Here is a 15390-nt window from a genome sequence, read left to right on the forward strand (position 1 = left end):
CGAACAAAGGTCGTTTGGCGCGACGGGGAGGCCGGCGCTATTAGTAGTCCCTCGAAACCGCTTTCTTCACGGAGTTATCCATGGTCGCAGCACTGCTCGAACGCCTGGGCGTCGATGCCAACCTCTACACCGCCGGCGAGCAACCGGTGCACAGCCCTATCGATGGCAGCCGCATCGGCCGGGTGAGTTGGCAGGACGCCGCTGCCGCCAGCGAGCAGGTGACCCAGGCCGCTGCGGCCTTCGCTGCCTGGCGCCAGGTGCCGGCACCTCGGCGTGGTGAGCTGGTGCGCCTGTTCGGCGAACTGCTGCGCGAGCACAAGCAGGACCTTGGCGAGCTGGTTTCCTGGGAAGCCGGCAAGATCGCCCAGGAAGGCCTGGGCGAAGTCCAGGAAATGATCGACATCTGCGACTTCGCCGTCGGCCTGTCGCGCCAGCTGTATGGCCTGACCATCGCTTCCGAGCGCCCGGGCCACCACATGCGCGAGAGCTGGCAGCCGCTGGGCGTGGTCGCGGTGATCAGCGCGTTCAACTTCCCGGTCGCGGTCTGGTCGTGGAACACCGCGCTGGCGCTGGTCTGCGGCGACTCGGTGATCTGGAAGCCGTCGGAGAAGACGCCGCTTACCGCACTGGCCTGCCAGGCCTTGTTCGAACGCGCCCTACAGGCCTTCGGCGATGCGCCTGAGCACCTCTGCCAGGTGCTGGTCGGCGGGCGCGAGGCTGGCGAGGCGCTGGTCGACGATCCGCGCGTGGCGCTGGTCAGCGCCACCGGCAGCACCCGCATGGGCCGCGAAGTCGGCCCGCGTGTGGCGGCGCGCTTCGCCCGCTCGATCCTCGAGCTGGGGGGCAACAACGCGATGATCCTGGCGCCCTCGGCGGACCTGGACATGGCCGTACGCGCCATTCTCTTCAGCGCCGTCGGTACTGCCGGTCAGCGGTGCACCACGCTACGTCGGCTGATCGCTCACCGCTCGGTGCAGGGCGAGATCGTCGAGCGACTGAAGACCGCCTACGCCAAGGTGCGCATCGGCCATCCGCTGGAGGGCAATCTGGTCGGCCCGCTGATCGACAAGGCCAGCTTCGAGGCCATGCAGGCGGCGCTGACGCAGGCGCGTGCCGAGGGCGGCGTGGTGTTCGGTGGCGAGCGCCAGTTGGCCGAGGAATACCCGGACGCCTACTACGTCTCGCCGGCGATCGTCGAGATGCCCGCGCAGAGCCCGGTGGTCTGCCATGAAACCTTCGCGCCGATCCTCTACGTGGTGGGCTACGACGACTTCGACGAGGCACTGGTACTGAACAACGCGGTGCCCCAGGGCCTGTCCTCCTGCGTGTTCACCCTGGACGTACGCGAGGCGGAAACCTTCATGTCGGCGGTGGGCAGCGACTGCGGTATCGCCAACGTCAACATCGGCCCCAGCGGTGCCGAGATCGGCGGCGCCTTCGGCGGCGAGAAGGAGACCGGCGGCGGTCGCGAGTCCGGCTCGGACGCCTGGAAGGCCTACATGCGGCGGCAGACCAACACGATCAACTACTCGAAGGAGCTGCCGCTGGCACAGGGCATCGTCTTCGACTGACGAGCGATTCACGAACACGCGGCACTGGCCGCGTGTTTTCGTTGGGGGATGGATTTTTCTGTAGCGGCAGGGCCGTGGGAGCGGTGGAAATGGCGTTGCAAGAGGTGTGTCTGTGGGAAAGGGTAGCCCGTGAACCCGCTAGCATCGCGGGTGCGCTGAAGGGGGAATTGCAGGCCGACGTCTGCATCGTCGGCGCCGGTTTCACGGGCCTGTCGGCGGCGCTGCACCTGCTCGAAGCGGGCAAGCGCGTGGTGCTGCTGGAGGCGCACGAGGTCGGTCATGGCGGCTCCGGTCGCAACGTCGGGCTGGTGAACGCCGGGCTGTGGATTGCGCCGGACGACATCGAGGCGGGCTTCGGCAGCGAGGTCGGTGCGCGTCTCAACGCCACGCTGGGCGCGGCCCCTGCGCTGGTTTTCTCGCTCATCGAGCGCTATGCCATCGATTGCCAATTGCGCCGCGAGGGTACCTTGCACATGGCGCACAACGCCCGTGGGTTGAATGACCTGCGCAACCGCTGCGCGCAGTGGCAGCGGCGCGGTGCGCCCGTCGAGCTGCTCACCGGTAACGCCAGCGAGGTCGCTACCGGCACCCGGCGTATCGCGGGGGCGCTGCTCGATCGGCGTGCAGGCACCCTGAACCCCATGGGCTATGTCCGCGGGCTCGCCCGTGCGGTGCAAGGCCTGGGCGGGCAATTGTTCCAGTGTTCGCCGGTGCAACGGCTCGAGCGCCAGGGCGAACGCTGGTGCGTACGCACCGGGGAGGGCGCAGTGCTCGCCGAACACGTGGTGATAGCCTCCAACGCCTACACGGAGGGCGAATGGACGACGCTGCGCACCAGCTTCTTCCCTGGCTATTACTACCAGGTGGCTTCCAAACCGCTGCAAGGCGAGGCGGCCGAGCGAATCCTGCCGGGTGGCCAGGGCTCCTGGGATACCCGCCAGGTGCTCTCGAGCATCCGCCGGGATGCCGATGGACGCTTGCTGCTGGGCAGCCTTGGAAACGGCGCGAAAATGCCCGGCTGGTTCGTCAGGTCCTGGGCCGACCGTATCGCCGGTCACTACTTCCCCTATCTGGGCAAGTTCGACTGGGAATACACCTGGACCGGCTGTATCGCCTTTACCCCCGACCATCTCATGCGACTGTTCCAGCCCGCCCCCGGATTACTCGCGGCGACCGGTTACAACGGTCGTGGCGTGACAACGGGCACTGTCGTCGGCAAGGCGTTCGCGGACTTCCTGATCGCTGGGGAGGCGTCGGCGCTACCGCTGCCGTTGCAGCCACTCCAGCCCATCTCTGCACCTGGTTGGCGCAGTGCTGCCTACGAGGCGGGTTTCACCTTGTATCACGCGGGGCAATGCATGCGTGTCGTTATTTAAACGGAGTATGTCGCAATCGATGGATGACTAATCTGTAAGCCGTCGTTCCTGGGTTTCTTGAGTGGTACCGGGTTGCACCTTCCTGCGCTGGAAGGTGCAACCTTTATTTTTTGAGGATGGGGCCCGTTACGGTGCGCAACCATTGTTACCGTGCACCAATGAAGGGCTTGCTCCGGTCGAGTAGCACCTGGTGGTGCTGCGCTCGATTGCCGCGATTTCGTCATGGGGCGAGAGACGATGAGGGTCCTCGATCTATTCCGTAACCTATTGATACCAATTGTTTTTAGGCTTTGTCCTGTCCTTTTCCAGGACTTTCCCGGCTTTTTTTCGGGATATCTGGGATCGATGGCACGGGGCTTGCTCTCCTCTTCTGCGCCAACTTCAATCCTTCAGGAGCTTCCCTCCATGTCGCAGAAGATTTTCAGAAAAGGCTTTCTGGCCCTCGCGGTCACCGCTGCAATGGGCGTTTCTTCCCAGTCGATGGCAGACATCGTCGTCGGCGTAGCCGGTCCGATGACCGGTGGCAACGCGGCATTCGGTGAGCAACTCTGGCGCGGTGCCGAACAGGCTGTCGCCGACATCAATGCCGCCGGTGGTATCAACGGCGAGCAGGTCAAGCTGGTGCAGGCGGACGACGCGTGCGAACCCAAGCAGGCGGTTGCCGTCGCCAACCGTCTGGTCGACTCCGACAAGGCCGTGGCCGTGATCGGTCACTTCTGTTCCTCCTCGACCATGCCGGCGTCGGAGATCTACGACGAGGCAGGCATCATCTCCATCACCCCGGCCTCCACCAACCCGCAGGTCACCGAGCGCGGCCTGACTGGCGAGTTCCGCATGTGCGGCCGTGACGACCAGCAGGGCAACGTGGCCGGCGACTACATCGTCGACGTGCTCAAGGCCAAGAAAGTCGCCATCGTCCACGACAAGGACACCTACGGCCAGGGCCTGGCGGACGCCACCAAGGCGCAGTTGAACAAGCGCGGCGTGAAGGAAGTGCTTTATGAAGGCCTGACCCGTGGCGAGAAAGACTTCAACGCCCTGGTCACCAAGATCCGTGCAGCCGATGCCGACGTCGTCTACTTCGGCGGCCTGCACGCCGAGGCCGGCCCGCTGGTGCGCCAGCTGCGCGAGCAGGGCTCGAAAGCCATCTTCATCTCCGGCGACGGCATCGTTACCGACGAATTCGTCGGCACCGCCGGTGGCCCGCAGTTCGTCGACGGCGTGCTGATGACCTTCGGCGCCGACCCGCGCAAGATCCCCGATGGCAAGGCAGTGATCGAGAAATTCCGCGCCAACGGCTATGAGCCCGAGGGCTACACCCTGTACTCCTATGCATCCATGCAGGCGATCGCCGCAGCCTTCACCGGCGTCGGCAGCACCGATGGCGCGGAAGCTTCCGAGTGGCTGAAGTCGCACCCGGTCGACACCGTGATGGGCAAGAAGGAATTCGACGAGAAGGGTGACCTCAAGGTCTCCGACTACGTGATGTACCAGTGGGGCGCTGACGGTAAGTACAAGCAGCTCTGATGCTTGGGATCGGCTCGCTGCGGAACGTTCCGCACGGGCCGGTCAGGTCGAGCCCCATGGGCGCCGGAGTTCTCCGGCGCCTCACTCCAGGCAACGTCCACACCGCTCCGGCGGCTCCCTCGGACGCCTGGCAAGGCTCGGCGCACGCTATCTGCCTTCTGCCACCTGAGAGTTGATTTATGGACGGCATCTTCCTGCAACAAATGGTCAACGGCCTGACCCTCGGTTCGGTCTACGGCCTGATCGCCATTGGCTACACCATGGTTTACGGCATCATCGGCATGATCAACTTCGCCCACGGCGACGTGTACATGGTCTCCGCCTACCTGTGCGCCATCGCCATCGCCTTACTCGGCGCCTTCGGCATTCATTCCTTCCCTCTGGTGATCCTCGGTACGCTGATCTTCACCATCGTGGTCACCGGCGTTTACGGCTTCGCCATCGAGCGCATCGCCTACAAGCCGCTACGCAACTCCACGCGTCTGGCTCCGCTGATCTCCGCGATCGGCATGTCGCTGATCCTGCAGAACTACGTGCAGCTCTCCCAGGGCGCGCGTCAGCAAGGCATCCCGACCATGCTCGAAGGCAGCCTGCGGATGCATATCGGCGACAGCTTCGTACAGCTCACCTACGCCAAGATCTTCATCCTCGTCGCAGCGTTCCTCGGCATGCTGGCGTTGACTCTGATCATCCAGCGCACGCGCCTGGGGCGCATGTGTCGGGCGACCCAGCAGGATCGCAAGATGGCGCAGATCCTCGGTATCAACACGGACCGGGTGATCTCCTACGTCTTCGTCATCGGTGCCGCCATGGCCGCGCTGGCCGGGGTGCTGATCACCCTCAATTACGGCACCTTCGACTTCTATGCCGGATTCATCATCGGCATCAAGGCCTTCACCGCCGCGGTGCTGGGCGGTATCGGCTCGTTACCGGGCGCGATGCTCGGCGGGGTGATCCTCGGCGTCGCCGAGTCGCAGTTCGCCGGCATGGTGAACAGCGACTACAAGGATGTCTTCGCCTTCTCGTTGCTGGTGCTGATCCTGATTTTCCGACCACAAGGACTCCTGGGGCGGCCCCAGGTGACGAAGGTGTAAGGCCGTGAGCGAATCCATCGACATCAAGAAAAGCCTCATCGATACGCTGATGGCCGGACTGGTCGCACTGATCGTGTTCGGACCCATCGTCGGCGTGGTGTTGCAGGGTTACGACTTCGAGCCGCATCCGCAGCGCGTCGCCTGGATGGTCGGCGTGGTGATGATCGGCCGCTTCCTGCTCTCGCTGTTCCTGCAGACCGGCCAGGGACAAAAGGTGCTGCACAAGTTCGAGCATGCCGACAGCGGTGTCGGCGTGTTGCCGCCGGGCTACAAGTCGCCCATGCGCTGGGTGCTGTTGCTGCTGGTGGTGGCTGCCGTGGCGTTCCCGTTCTTCGCCAACAAGTACCTCCTTTCGGTGGTCATCCTCGGGTTGATCTACGTCCTGCTGGGTCTGGGGCTGAACATCGTGGTCGGCCTCGCCGGTCTGCTCGACCTGGGCTTCGTCGGCTTCTATGCGATCGGCGCCTACGGCCTGGCGCTGGGCTACGAGTACCTGGGCCTGGGCTTCTGGACCATGTTGCCGTTGGCGGCGTTGCTGGCGGCCTTCGCCGGCATGGTGCTGGGTTTCCCGGTACTGCGCATGCACGGTGACTACCTGGCCATCGTCACCCTCGGTTTCGGCGAGATCATCCGCCTGGTGCTGAACAACTGGATCGACTTCACCCGTGGTCCGAACGGTATCCCGGTGCCGGCGCCGTCGTTCTTCGGCGTCGAGTTCGGTCGCCGCGCCGCCGAGGGGCACGTGCCGTTCCACGAGGTGTTCGGCCTGAAGTACAACCCCAGCGCCGAATCGATCTTCGTCTTCGCCGTGCTCGTGGTCGTCGTGCTGCTGGTGCTCTACGTCAAGCACCGTCTTACGCGCATCCCGCTGGGGCGCGCCTGGGAAGCGCTGCGCGAAGATGAGATCGCCTGCCGCGCGATGGGCCTCAATCACGTACTGATCAAGCTCTCCGCCTTCAGCATGGGGGCCGCCACCGCCGGTATCGCCGGGGTGTTCTTCGCCACCAAACAGGGTTTCATCGACCCGTCCTCGTTCACCTTCTTCGAATCCGCGCTGATCCTTGCCATCGTCGTGCTGGGCGGTCTGGGCTCCACCACCGGGGTCGTCATTGCCGCCTTCGTGCTGACGGTCGCGCCGGAGCTGCTGCGTGCGTTCGCCGATTACCGCGTGCTGCTGTTCGGCATCCTCATGGTGGTGATGATGATCTGGAAACCGCGAGGCCTGATTCGCATCAACCGCATCGGCATCGCACCGCGCAAAGGAGTCGCGCCGTGAGTGACTACATCCTCGAAGTTCGCGACCTTATGATGCATTTCGGTGGAATCAAGGCGCTTTCAGACGTCAATTTCGAGATCGAGCGCGGCTCCATCTCGGCGCTGATCGGGCCTAACGGCGCCGGCAAGACCACTGTCTTCAACTGCCTCACCGGCTTCTACTCGGCCACCGGCGGGCAGATCCTGCTCAACGCCAACGGCAAGCAGACCAACGTCATCAAGATCCTCGGCGAACCCTTCGCGCCCACCGACTTCATCAACCCGGCGCAGTTCGGTTCGCGGCTCTGGTACAAGATGTTCGGCGGCACTCATCTGGTGAACCGCGCCGGCCTGGCACGCACCTTCCAGAACATTCGTCTGTTCAAGGAAATGACCGTGCTGGAGAACCTGCTGGTGGCGCAGCACATGCAGGCCGACCGCAACCTGCTCGCCGGCATCCTCAACACCCCCGGCTACCGCAAGGCCGAGAGCAAGCTGCTCGACCACGCCTTCTACTGGCTGGAGGTGGTCGACCTGGTGGAGCACGCCAACCGCCTGGGTGGCGAGCTGTCCTACGGTCAGCAGCGGCGTCTGGAAATCGCCCGTGCCATGTGTACCGGCCCGGAGATCGTCTGCCTCGACGAGCCCGCCGCCGGCCTCAACCCGGCCGAGACCCTGGCGCTGGCGAAGATCGTGCGCAAGCTGCGCGACGAGCACGGCATCACCGTGATGCTGATCGAGCACGACATGGGCATGGTGATGAGCATTTCCGACCACATCGTGGTGCTCGACCACGGCCTGGTGATCGCCCGTGGCGGCCCCGAAGACATCAAGAACGACCCGAAGGTGATCGCCGCCTACCTCGGTGCCGACGAGGAGGACGTGGCATGAGTCGGATACTCGAGTTCAAGGACGTCGACGTCTTCTATGGCCCGATCCAGGCGCTGAACCAGGTCTCGCTGCACATCGACGAGGGCGAGACGGTCAGCCTGATCGGCGCCAACGGCGCCGGCAAGTCGACCCTGCTGATGTCGATCTTCGGCCAGCCGCGCGCCAAGGCCGGGCAGATCCTCTACCGCGGCCAGGACGTGACGCAGAAATCCGCCCACTACATTGCCTCCCACGGCATCGCCCAGTCGCCGGAAGGGCGTCGCGTGTTCCCCGACATGAGCGTCGAGGAGAACCTGCTGATGGGCACCATCCCCATCGGCACCAAGCACGCCGACGAGGACATGCAGCGCATGTTCAAGCTGTTCCCGCGGCTGGAGGAGCGGCGCAACCAGCGTGCCATGACCATGTCCGGCGGCGAGCAGCAGATGCTCGCCATCGCCCGCGCGCTGATGAGCCGACCCAAGCTGCTGCTGCTCGACGAGCCGTCGCTGGGGCTGGCGCCGATCGTGGTCAAGCAGATCTTCTCGACCCTGCGCGAGCTGGCGCAGGAGGGGATGACCATCTTCCTCGTCGAGCAGAACGCCAACCACGCGTTGCGCCTGTCCGACCGGGCCTATGTGATGGTCACCGGGCAGATCCGCATGACCGGCACCGGCCAGGAACTGCTCGCCGATCCGGAGGTGCGCAACGCCTACCTGGGCGGGCATTGAGGTCGTGTGCCAAGGCCGGCGGGGCCATTCCGCCGGCCCGTGTTCCTGCCGTCTCGGGGCTTCCGGTTTTTCCTGACTGGCAGCCCCCTCAGCGCTTATAGTGGCGCGGTCGATCGATCTGCCGGTCTCTTCATGTCCACCTCCCTGCATTCGGACCAGCCCGCCAAGGGCATCCTGCTGATCTGCTGCGCCGTGCTGCTGTTCGCCAGTCACGATGCCTTGTCCAAGTACCTCACCGGTTTCTACCCGGTCATTCTGGTGGTCTGGGCGCGTTACGTGGTGCATACGGCATTGATGATCGGCTTGTTCGTGCCGCAGCACGGTATGCGTCTGTTGCGTACCCGGCGTCCCGGCCTGCAGGTCCTGCGTGCCCTTTGCCTGGTCGGTTGCAGCCTGCTGTTCACTACCGGCCTGCACTATCTGCCGATGGCCGAGGCCACGGCGGTCAACTTCCTTGCGCCACTGCTGGTGACTGCGCTGTCGGTGCCGCTGCTCGGCGAGCGCGTCAGTCGCGGGCAGTGGGCGACCGTAATTGCGGGACTGGTCGGCGTATTGATCATGGTGCGCCCTGGCGGTGGCCTGTTCACGCCGGCGATCCTGCTGCCGTTGGGCTCGGCAACCTGCTTCGGCCTGTACCAGCTGCTCACACGCCGCCTGGCGAGCATCGACAGTCCGACCACCAGTAACTTCCTGGCCGGCTTGGTGAACAGTCTGCTGATGAGCGCCATGCTGCCTTGGGTGTGGCAATGGCCGAGTCTCGGCCACGCGCTGCTGATGCTCGTCCTCGGGGCCTGTGGCATGGGCGGGCACTTATTGCTGACCCAGGCTTTCCGCCACGCCCCGCCGGCGCTGCTGGCGCCCTTCAGCTACCTGCAGATCGTCTTCGCCGGGTTGATCGGCCTGCTGGTGTTTGCCGATCGCCCGGATGGTGGCGCGATGCTGGGCATGGGCGTGATCTGTGTCAGCGGCCTGGCCATGGCCTGGAGTACGCGGCGGCGCTGATGCCGTTCGGCGCCCCGGAGGAACCCCGGCGAGGCTCGCTAGCCGGAACAGGTGAACCTTGCCGAGGAGCCACGCTCATGTTCGAAGCCAGCCTGTGGAGCACCCTGGTCGCCGCCGTCATCATCCTCGCCCTCGATCTGTGGGCCATCGTCAGTGTCATGCGCAGCCAGGGAGGAAGCGGTGGAAAGTTCGTCTGGGTACTGTTGATCGTCCTGCTGCCCGTCGTCGGATTGGTGATTTGGGGTGTCGCCGGTCCGCGTGGCGTTGCCGAGGCGCCGAGCTCCCCTGAACACAGCAAGGGCTGAGGCTCATGCAGCAGTGGACAGCATTGGCCGTGCTCAAAGAAGAGTTGCAGCGCGTCGCTGACCAGGCGGGTGAGCTGGGCTACCCCTGCGGTTGGCTGGAAGGGGAACGCAGCCTGGGATTGGTGTGTGGCGAAGCGCGCTTCTGCGTGCGCGAAACGGCCGCGGGCGTGCGCATAGAAGTCGACGGTGAGGCACTGGCGAGCAGTTCGCCCGAGGCACTCAACGTCACCCTACTGCAGGCGCACCTGGCGGCCTGGTTTCTGCGCCTCACCGGCCAGGCCCTGGTATTGCCTGAGCGCAAGCTGGGCTTCTGATCAGCGCAACCCCTTGCGGCGCTTGGCCCAGCGTCGGCGGGCGAAGCGCCGCAGGTCGGGGATGTCGTCGGTCTCGTCGAGGATCGGCTGGCCGATCAGGGTTTCCATCACGTCCTCCAGCGTCACCAGGCCCTGCCAACTGCCGAATTCGTCGTAGACCAGCGCCAGGTGCTGGCGCTCACGCAGCAGGGCGGTCATCAACTGCTCGACGCTGAGGGTGTCCAGTACCACCTTGACCGGGCGTACCAATCCCTCCAGCGGGCGTTCGAGATCTTCCGCGGCCAGCACTTCATGGCGGAACAGCACACCGCGTGGCGTTTCGTCGGCATCCAGTACCGGGTACCGGGAGAACTGGCTCTGCAGTACACGGGCGCGGAATTCGCCCAGGTTCTCCGAGGGCGTGGTCGATTGGCAGACGATGCGCGGAGTCATGATCTCGCGCACTCGCCGCTCGTGCAGGTCGAGCACGTTGCGGATCATCCGCTGCTCGTCGTCGTCCAGTGCGCCCTGCTCGCGGCCGAGTGCGGCCAGGGCCTTGATCTCCTGGCGCAGGTCGGGCTCCGGCTCCTTGCCACCGAGCAGCCGCATGACGCCGTCCGAGAGCAGGATGAAGGGCTTGAGCAGCAGGATCATGCCGCCCAGCAACGCGGGGAGCAGCGGCGCCAGGCTGCGCCAGTAGCGCGCGCCGAGGGTCTTCGGGAGGATTTCCGAAAGTACCAGAATCAGCACGGTCATCAGCGCCGAGGCGGCGCCGAGATAGCCGTCGCCGAAAACCCGGGTGACCTGCGCGCCCACGCCGGTGGCGCCCACCGTGTGGGCGACCGTGTTCAGGGTAAGAATCGCCGCCAGTGGCTGGTCGATCCGCTCCTTCAGCGCTTTCAAGCGTGCGTGCAGGCGCGGACGGCCCTGCTTTTGCTGAGCGATGAAGCTGGGCGTGAGCGAAAGGAGCGCCGCCTCCAGTACCGAGCAGACGAAGGACACGAGGATCGAGAGTAAGGCGAAGGCGATCAGCAGAGTCATGCCGGTACGCTCGCGCGAGCATCGATGGGGAAAGTGCAAAAGCGGAGGGGGGAGGCCACCCTGGACGAGGGCGGCAGACGAGAGTCGCTGTTCATGAAGGCCGATGGGGCAATGAGGAAGCGCTAGCTTAGGCAATCCCCAGGGCTGGCAATACGGGCAATTGGTTACCTCGCATTACCGGGCTCAGGCCGGCTGTGCCTGGTGCTCGACCTCGACGCGGTTGCGCCCGCGATGCTTCGCCTGGTAGAGCATGCGATCGCAGGCATCCACCAGGCTGGTGCCGTCGCCGTCGCGTTCCGGCGAAGCGAGTGTGGCGCCAACGCTGATGGTGACGTACTTGGGGCCGTGTTCCCGGTGGCGGTGCTCGATGCCCAGTTTGGCCACCTCGGAGATCAACCGCTCGGCGATGTTCTGCAGTTCATCGTTATGCTCTACCTGCAGGAGGATGGCGAACTCCTCGCCGCCATAGCGATAGATGCGTGCCTGGCCTTCGCGCAGAACCGTCTGCATGCCACCGGCGACTTCGGCGAGGCAGCGGTCCCCGGCCGGATGTCCGTAATGGTCGTTGAAGAGCTTGAAGAAATCGATGTCGACCATCAGCAGGGCGAAGCCTCGGCCATTGCGCCGCATCGCCTGCCAATATTCGTCCAGGTCGCGATCGAAGGCTCGCCGGTTGGCGATGCCGGTCAGCGCGTCGGTGGCCGCCAGGTGCAGCAGCCGCGCGTTCAGTCGGGACAGCTCGCAGCGCTGCTGCTGGCTCTGCTCTTCGACGAGGAAGGCGCGTCGCACGCTGCGGGTGTTGGTCCAACTGATGAACAGGCTGAAAGCCAGCATCGGTAGGTAGACCAGGGTGAACACCAGCAGCTCATGGGGCGTGACGAGCCAATGCACGTTGAGCAGGATTCCGGCGGAGATGGCCAGCGAGCAGATCAGGGCATGGGTGAACGAACCCCGTATGCCGAGATTGCACAGCACGATGAAGATGATGGAGGCGTAGAGGAAGTGCGCGACGTCGGGTGAGTCGCTGCGCTTGAGCAGTTCGAACCAGGCGAAGGTGGCGAAGATGTCGTGGATCGGCATCAGCCGGTCCATCCACTGGGGCATGCGCAGGTGCCTGAACACCAGGTAGATGTTCAGCAAGCCGAACACCGCCAGGAAGCTGCGGATCAGCAGAGAGGCGTCGAATTGATCGGGGATCAGCAGTGCGTCGGCCAGCAGGTACGAATAGTAGGCCAGGATCGCCAGCACGTTGATGGTCAGCAGGAAGACACCATGCTGCTGGCCGACATAGGTGTGGAAGGCCGCCATGCGCTCGGGTGCGATGGGCACGGTCCAGCGCGCCAGACGGGCTCGCAGATGAGCCGTCCTGCTGCTACCTACTTCCTGGGGGACCACGTTGCGTTCCTGCCGTGTGATCGGGTCGGCCAGTTTAGGTGCGGCAGGACGGCAGGTCCATAGGCTGCTGTGGGCCCGCGCTCTTAGCGTTGGCGTTCGGAGGGGCTGATTCCCTGTTCCTGTTCGATGCCGTCCAGCGCTTCGCCAGTCGGCTCGTTGTCGGCGCGCAGTGGTTGCTCCGGGTCATTCCAGGGTTCGCCATCCAGCGGGCGCAGGCGACCTTCTTCGGCCTCGTCGAGACCGCCACCGAGGCCAACGTCACGGGCGTCCTCCAGCGAAAGCTCCTCGTCCGCGGGTAGCTCACCATCGCCAGGCTCACGGGGGCCTCGTGCGCCGGACTCGTCTATCAACGTATCCGGGCTCAGATCGTCCTGGCTGACGCCGTCTTCGTGGCGACTCTCACCGAGCGCTTCGCCGCCCGTCATACCGGCCTCGCGAACGCGCTCTGCCGGATAGCGTTCGGCCTGCTCGGCGGGTGACATGGTGTCGCCCACGCGACCCTGGCGTTCATCCTGTCGATCGCTGAAGTCGAGTTGCTCGATGGACCCCATACGGTCCTCGGTATCGTCTATCTCGCGTACCTGGGTGTGGCGTTGGCGATTCATGCGGCCTCCTCTCATGGCGCTGGGCTGTCGTTTTTTGTGACCGGGCTCGACGGCCAAGATTCACGCCGTCCGGCGGGCTGAACGACGGCGAGGGGGCAGAGTCACACCAGCATGAGCCCAATTCAGCAGCTACCCCATCCGAACCTCCGCGACGGAGCGTTCTTCTTCGATCTGGACGGCACCCTGGCGGAAATCCAGCCCCGTCCGGAACAGGTCTTCCTTGCCGCCGAGGTGCGCGACGGCTTGAGCCGTTTGAGCCTGCGCACGCCGGCAGTGGCCGTGGTTTCCGGCCGACCCCTGGCGCAGATCGATGCCCTGGTGGCGCCGTTGCGCCTGCCGGCGGCGGGTATCCACGGAGCGGAATGGCGCGACGCTTCCGGGCAGGTCTATCGACAGGCCCCGGAGGCCAACTTGCTCGCGTCCCTCGAGCGTGAACTGAACGCTGCCTGCGCGGAGCATCCCGGTTTGCGCCTGGAGAACAAGGGGGTGGCCTTCGCCCTGCATTTTCGCGGCGCGGAGGCACTGGAAGACCAGGTGCGGGCACTCGCCGAAGCGCTGGTCAGGCGCTATTCGCAGTTCGTCCTGCAGCCGGGCAAATGCGTGTTCGAACTCAAACCACGTGGCGCCAGCAAGGGTGAGGTGATCCGTCGCTTCATGAGTCTGCCGCCGTTCGCTGGAAAGCGGCCGGTTTTCCTCGGCGACGACCTCACCGACGAGGCCGGTTTCGGCGTCGTGAATGCCATGCAAGGTTTGTCGATCAAGGTGGGTGAGGGCGATAGCCAGGCGCAGTGGCGCCTGCCTTCGGTAACCGCGGTCGGTGAATGGTTGAGCGCTGTGCTGGCGGCCGCAGAGCCGTCGGTATCCACAAGAAAATAACCTTGGAGGTGAGTCATGAGCCGTCTGGTGGTGGTATCCAACCGTGTAGCGCCTATCCAGGAGGGTAAACCGGCGGCAGGTGGCTTGGCGGTGGGGGTATTCGATGCCCTGCGGCAATCCGGTGGCATCTGGTTTGGTTGGAGTGGCGAGGTCACCGCTACGCCGCAGTTGTCCACCGAGCAGGTGGGCAACATTACCTACGCGACCCTGGGGCTGACCAAGCGGGACTACGACCACTACTATCGTGGCTTTTCCAACGCGACCCTCTGGCCGACGCTGCACTACCGGATCGATCTGGCGCGTTACCGCCGTGAAGAGTACGACGGTTACCGGCGGGTCAACCGGCTGCTGGCCGAGAAGTTGCTGCCGTTGCTCAAGCCCGACGACGTGATCTGGGTGCATGACTACCATCTGATTCCCTTCGCCGAGGAACTGCGTCAGTTTGGGGCGCGCAATCGCATCGGTTTCTTCCTGCACATCCCCTTTCCGGCGCCGGAAATCCTCACGGTGATTCCGCCGCACAACGAGCTGCTGAAGACCTTGTGCTCCTACGATCTGATCGGCTTCCAGACCGATGTGGATCGCACTGCCTTCGAGGATTACATCGTCCGGGAAGTCCGCGGCGTGCGGGGGCGAAACGGCCTGCTGACCGCCTATGGCCATGACTTCCGCACCGGCGTGTATCCGATCGGAGTCATGCCCGATGAGATTCAAGAGTTGGCCGCCTCCTACCGTGGGCGCGGACAGATGACACGCCCTTCACCGGCCGGGCATCCGCTGCGCACCATCATCAGCGTCGACCGTCTGGACTATTCGAAGGGGCTGGTGGAGCGCTTCTGTGCGTACGAGGAACTGCTTGCACGCTTCCCCGAGCATCGTCAGGCCGTGCAATTCGTGCAGATCGCCCCCACCTCGCGTTCCGACGTGAAGACCTACCAGCACATCCGTCAGCAGTTGGAGACCCTGAGTGGGCACATCAACGGCCGTTTCGCCGAACTGGACTGGATGCCACTGCACTATTTGAACAAGAGTCACGACCGCAAGGTGCTGATGGGGCTTTTCCGCGCATCCTCCGTCGGCCTGGTGACCCCACTACGCGATGGCATGAACCTGGTGGCCAAGGAATACGTCGCCGCGCAGGACCCGGAGGACCCCGGGGTGTTGGTGTTGTCTCGCTTTGCCGGTGCTGCGCGGGAAATGCACGCGGCACTGATCGTGAATCCCTACGACCAGGTCGGCATGGCCGAGGCGATGGATCGGGCCCTGCGTATGCCTATCGATGAACGTCGCGAGCGGCATGGAACCTTGATGCGCGTGCTGCGCCGCAACGATCTGGCGAGTTGGCGCGACGGTTTCCTCGAGGATCTGGAGAACATGGGACGTGTCCCGCGGCTGGTTCAATGCACCCCTAGCGAGGCTCTCGGCTGACCGTCAGGCGCTTGCCAGCTTG

Annotated in this window: 15 protein-coding genes; 12 read left to right on the plus strand and 3 right to left on the minus strand. The window is 64.6% G+C overall.

Going from position 1 to position 15390, the window contains the following annotated elements; all coding sequences use genetic code 11:
- Nucleotides 1-80: 80 nt before the first annotated feature.
- The 10 genes from amaB (at nt 81) to ACYRGX_RS07830 (ending at nt 10044) form a co-directional block, all read left to right on the plus strand.
- Nucleotides 81-1571 carry an L-piperidine-6-carboxylate dehydrogenase gene (gene amaB / locus ACYRGX_RS07785; protein WP_473056036.1) on the plus strand — a complete coding sequence of 497 codons (1491 nt, stop codon included), beginning with the start codon at nt 81-83 and terminating at the stop codon, nt 1569-1571.
- Nucleotides 1572-1660: 89 nt separating this feature from the next.
- Complete coding sequence (gene amaA, locus ACYRGX_RS07790; protein ID WP_473056037.1) at nt 1661-2947, plus strand: L-pipecolate oxidase; 1287 nt, start codon at nt 1661-1663, stop codon at nt 2945-2947.
- A gap of 405 nt (nt 2948-3352) precedes the next feature.
- Nucleotides 3353-4474 (plus strand): branched-chain amino acid ABC transporter substrate-binding protein, encoded by a 1122-nt coding sequence (locus tag ACYRGX_RS07795; protein WP_473056038.1) that lies wholly within the window; start codon nt 3353-3355, stop codon nt 4472-4474.
- 179 nt (nt 4475-4653) lie between these two features.
- Nucleotides 4654-5568, plus strand: coding sequence for an ABC transporter permease subunit (locus tag ACYRGX_RS07800; RefSeq protein WP_473056039.1), 915 nt, complete (start codon nt 4654-4656; stop codon nt 5566-5568).
- 4 nt (nt 5569-5572) lie between these two features.
- Entirely contained in the window at nt 5573-6844 is a 1272-nt protein-coding gene (livM, locus tag ACYRGX_RS07805) for a high-affinity branched-chain amino acid ABC transporter permease LivM (RefSeq protein WP_473056040.1), read from the plus strand.
- Nucleotides 6841-7713 (plus strand): ABC transporter ATP-binding protein, encoded by an 873-nt coding sequence (locus ACYRGX_RS07810; protein WP_473056041.1) that lies wholly within the window; start codon nt 6841-6843, stop codon nt 7711-7713. Before livM ends, ACYRGX_RS07810 begins: the two co-directional genes overlap by 4 nt.
- Nucleotides 7710-8423, plus strand: coding sequence for an ABC transporter ATP-binding protein (locus ACYRGX_RS07815; RefSeq protein WP_473056042.1), 714 nt, complete (start codon nt 7710-7712; stop codon nt 8421-8423). The genes ACYRGX_RS07810 and ACYRGX_RS07815 overlap by 4 nt, the downstream gene beginning before the upstream one ends.
- 132 nt (nt 8424-8555) lie before the next feature.
- Complete coding sequence (locus tag ACYRGX_RS07820) at nt 8556-9425, plus strand: DMT family transporter (RefSeq protein ID WP_473056043.1); 870 nt, start codon at nt 8556-8558, stop codon at nt 9423-9425.
- Nucleotides 9426-9502: 77 nt separating this feature from the next.
- Nucleotides 9503-9730 carry a PLDc N-terminal domain-containing protein gene (locus ACYRGX_RS07825; protein ID WP_473056044.1) on the plus strand — a complete coding sequence of 76 codons (228 nt, stop codon included), beginning with the start codon at nt 9503-9505 and terminating at the stop codon, nt 9728-9730.
- A 5-nt stretch (nt 9731-9735) separates the two neighbouring features.
- A complete protein-coding gene (locus tag ACYRGX_RS07830) occupies nt 9736-10044 on the plus strand; it encodes a hypothetical protein (RefSeq protein WP_473056045.1) in 309 nt (102 codons plus the stop codon).
- On the opposite strand, the gene ACYRGX_RS07835 is transcribed toward ACYRGX_RS07830, so the two are convergent.
- The 3 genes from ACYRGX_RS07835 to ACYRGX_RS07845 form a co-directional block, all read right to left on the minus strand.
- Nucleotides 10045-11064, minus strand: a complete 1020-nt coding sequence (locus tag ACYRGX_RS07835) for a CNNM domain-containing protein (protein ID WP_473056046.1) — start codon at nt 11062-11064, stop codon at nt 10045-10047.
- 183 nt (nt 11065-11247) lie between these two features.
- Nucleotides 11248-12393, minus strand: coding sequence for a GGDEF domain-containing protein (locus tag ACYRGX_RS07840; protein ID WP_473056047.1), 1146 nt, complete (start codon nt 12391-12393; stop codon nt 11248-11250).
- Between the two features lie 149 nt (nt 12394-12542).
- Nucleotides 12543-13064 carry a phosphotransferase system, HPr-related protein gene (locus ACYRGX_RS07845; RefSeq protein ID WP_473056048.1) on the minus strand — a complete coding sequence of 174 codons (522 nt, stop codon included), beginning with the start codon at nt 13062-13064 and terminating at the stop codon, nt 12543-12545.
- A gap of 111 nt (nt 13065-13175) precedes the next feature.
- Here ACYRGX_RS07845 and otsB point away from each other — a divergent pair, with 111 nt between their 5' ends.
- Both otsB and otsA read left to right on the plus strand, forming a co-directional pair.
- Nucleotides 13176-13940 carry a trehalose-phosphatase gene (otsB, locus tag ACYRGX_RS07850; protein WP_473056049.1) on the plus strand — a complete coding sequence of 255 codons (765 nt, stop codon included), beginning with the start codon at nt 13176-13178 and terminating at the stop codon, nt 13938-13940.
- Nucleotides 13941-13955: 15 nt separating this feature from the next.
- Nucleotides 13956-15368, plus strand: coding sequence for an alpha,alpha-trehalose-phosphate synthase (UDP-forming) (gene otsA / locus ACYRGX_RS07855; RefSeq protein WP_473056050.1), 1413 nt, complete (start codon nt 13956-13958; stop codon nt 15366-15368).
- Nucleotides 15369-15390 lie beyond the last annotated feature (22 nt).

The sequence above is a fragment of the Pseudomonas sp. R4-15 genome (assembly GCF_055768815.1).

Coding starts and splice junctions, on each gene's coding strand:
- amaA (WP_473056037.1), top strand. CDS start 1,661: ATGGCGTTGCAAGAGGTGTGTCTGTGGGAAAGGGTAGCCCGTGAACCC.
- otsA (WP_473056050.1), top strand. CDS start 13,956: ATGAGCCGTCTGGTGGTGGTATCCAACCGTGTAGCGCCTATCCAGGAG.
- amaB (WP_473056036.1), top strand. CDS start 81: ATGGTCGCAGCACTGCTCGAACGCCTGGGCGTCGATGCCAACCTCTAC.
- ACYRGX_RS07835 (WP_473056046.1), bottom strand. CDS start 11,064: ATGACTCTGCTGATCGCCTTCGCCTTACTCTCGATCCTCGTGTCCTTC.
- ACYRGX_RS07820 (WP_473056043.1), top strand. CDS start 8,556: ATGTCCACCTCCCTGCATTCGGACCAGCCCGCCAAGGGCATCCTGCTG.
- ACYRGX_RS07830 (WP_473056045.1), top strand. CDS start 9,736: ATGCAGCAGTGGACAGCATTGGCCGTGCTCAAAGAAGAGTTGCAGCGC.
- otsB (WP_473056049.1), top strand. CDS start 13,176: ATGAGCCCAATTCAGCAGCTACCCCATCCGAACCTCCGCGACGGAGCG.
- ACYRGX_RS07800 (WP_473056039.1), top strand. CDS start 4,654: ATGGACGGCATCTTCCTGCAACAAATGGTCAACGGCCTGACCCTCGGT.
- ACYRGX_RS07815 (WP_473056042.1), top strand. CDS start 7,710: ATGAGTCGGATACTCGAGTTCAAGGACGTCGACGTCTTCTATGGCCCG.
- ACYRGX_RS07845 (WP_473056048.1), bottom strand. CDS start 13,064: ATGAATCGCCAACGCCACACCCAGGTACGCGAGATAGACGATACCGAG.
- ACYRGX_RS07825 (WP_473056044.1), top strand. CDS start 9,503: ATGTTCGAAGCCAGCCTGTGGAGCACCCTGGTCGCCGCCGTCATCATC.
- ACYRGX_RS07795 (WP_473056038.1), top strand. CDS start 3,353: ATGTCGCAGAAGATTTTCAGAAAAGGCTTTCTGGCCCTCGCGGTCACC.